The organism is Ruegeria sp. CDSC081, from assembly GCF_059610485.1.
In genome coordinates, this window is the sequence record NZ_JBXWNS010000017.1 from 1 (window position 1) to 2,500 (window position 2,500).

Consider the following 2,500-nt stretch of genomic DNA (forward strand, 5'->3'; position numbering starts at 1 on the left):
AGTAGGATTTGAACCTTTGGCCTTCAGGTTATGAGCCTGACGAGGTGAAGACGTTAAGCAATTGATCCAGTGGATCAAATGTAGTCTGAACGGGCTGTGTTGATATTATTCGACCTGGTTGCGGGAGTAGGATTTGAACCTACGACCTTCAGGTTATGAGCCTGACGAGCTACCGGGCTGCTCCATCCCGCGACACTAGGTTGGCCTATCGCTTTCGCTACTTGAGGCCGGGGTCGAATAAGTAATTGTATCATTTAGAGAGAATTGGGATTTTTCTAGGTTTGGCGGTGACCTACTCTCCCGGGGCTTAAGCCCAAGTACCATTGGCGCGGCAGTGCTTAACTTCCGGGTTCGGGATGGGACCGGGTGTTTCACTTGCGCTATGACCACCAAACCGAGGAAAATCCCACGTTGCGACTTGCGTAGCAAGCGCGACGGGTGGCAGGCAGCGTCTTTTGCGTGCAAAAGGCGCGTTGCCACTCGGTAGTGTAATCAATCAACAGTGCCGCTTGGCGCGACACAGCCATCGTTAGTCTAAGGTGTGTATGTTTTTGATTTGTCTTTCCATTACTGGATCAAATCAAGCCTATCGGGCGATTAGTACCGGTCAACTGAACGCATTACTGCGCTTACATCTCCGGCCTATTGACGTGGTGGTCTTCCACGGCCCTCAGGGAGACCTTGTTTTGAGGGGGGCTTCCCGCTTAGATGCCTTCAGCGGTTATCCTGTCCGATCATAGCTACCCTGCACTGCTGCTGGCGCAACAACAGGTCCACCAGTGGATCGTTCACCCCGGTCCTCTCGTACTAGGGGCAACTCCTCTCAAGTCTCCTACACCCACGGCAGATAGGGACCGAACTGTCTCACGACGTTCTAAACCCAGCTCACGTACCTCTTTAAACGGCGAACAGCCGTACCCTTGGGACCTGCTCCAGCCCCAGGATGAGATGAGCCGACATCGAGGTGCCAAACACTGCCGTCGATATGGACTCTTGGGCAGTATCAGCCTGTTATCCCCGGCGTACCTTTTATCCGTTGAGCGATGGCCCTTCCACTCGGGACCACCGGATCACTATGGCCGTCTTTCGACTCTGCTCGACTTGTCAGTCTCGCAGTCAGGCTGGCTTCTGCCATTGCACTCAACGAGCGATTTCCGACCGCTCTGAGCCAACCTTCGCGCGCCTCCGTTACGCTTTAGGAGGCGACCGCCCCAGTCAAACTACCCGCCACGCAGGGTCCCGGATCCGGATAACGGACCGCGGTTAGACATCAAGAGTGCGAAGGGTGGTATCTCAAGGGAGGCTCCACAGAGACTTGCGTCTCTGCTTCAAAGCCCACCACCTATCCTGCACATCACAATCCTGATGCCAGTGCGAAGCTGTAGTAAAGGTGCACGGGGTCTTTCCGTCTAACCGCGGGAAGCCTGCATCTTGACAGGCAATTCAATTTCGCTGAGTCGATGTTGGAGACAGCGGGGAAGTCGTTACGCCATTCGTGCAGGTCGGAACTTACCCGACAAGGAATTTCGCTACCTTAGGACCGTTATAGTTACGGCCGCCGTTTACCTGGGCTTCAATTCAAGGCTCTCACCTCTCCTTTTAACCTTCAGGCACCGGGCAGGCGTCAGACCCTATACGTCGTCTTGCGACTTCGCAGAGCCCTGTGTTTTTAATAAACAGTCGCCACCCCCTGGTTTGTGCCCCCAGCCCCTAGTTGCCTAGGAACCGGGCCTCCTTCTCGCGAACTTACGGAGGTATTTTGCCGAGTTCCTTCAACATCGTTCTCTCAAGCGCCTTGGTATTCTCTACCAGTCCACCTGTGTCGGTTTAGGGTACGGTCTTATAGGAGGGCTATTTCCAGGAACCTCTCAGCAGCCCATTCAATCCGATAAGGATGAACTACCTCTGAGATCCGTCACCACTCCACGGCCTAGGAATATTAACCTAGTTCCCATCGCCTACGCCTTTCGGCCTCGGCTTAGGGGCCGGCTTACCCTGCTCAGATTAGCTTTAAGCAGGAACCCTTGGACTTTCGGCGAGAGTGTCTCTCACACTCTTTGTCGCTACTCATGTCATCATTCTCACTAGTGATCTCTCCACCGGATCGCTCACGCGCCAGCTTCATCGAAAGCCTCTCTCCTCCAATACGCCCGAAGACGTGAAGGAGGAATGAGACTATGTCACACTACGCTCTGCTACCATGCCTTACGGCATCCTAAGCTTCGGCTCATGGCTTGAGCCCCGTTACATCTTCGCCGCAGGACAACTTATTTAGACCAGTGAGCTGTTACGCTATCTTTAAAGGATGGCTGCTTCTAAGCCAACCTCCTGGTTGTTTTGGTCGTCCCACCTGCTTTCCCACTTAGCCATGAATTGGGGGCCTTAGCTGTAGGTCAGGGTTGTTTCCCTCTCCACTACGGACGTTAGCATCCGCAGTGTGTCTGCCATCTAGTACTCCCGGGTATTCGGAGTTTGGTTAGGATCAGTAAGCCTGTGGGGC

Annotated in this window: 1 tRNA gene and 2 rRNA genes (1 of these 3 cut by a window edge); all 3 read right to left on the reverse strand. The window is 54.0% G+C overall.

The window, feature by feature from the left end:
* Nucleotides 1-115: 115 nt before the first annotated feature.
* Nucleotides 116-192: transfer RNA gene (locus AC2FH9_RS19790), tRNA-Met, on the reverse strand.
* Between the two features lie 87 nt (nt 193-279).
* A 5S ribosomal RNA gene (gene rrf, locus AC2FH9_RS19795) occupies nt 280-394 on the reverse strand.
* Between the two features lie 182 nt (nt 395-576).
* Nucleotides 577-2,500 (reverse strand): 23S ribosomal RNA (locus AC2FH9_RS19800); it runs 904 nt beyond the window's last position.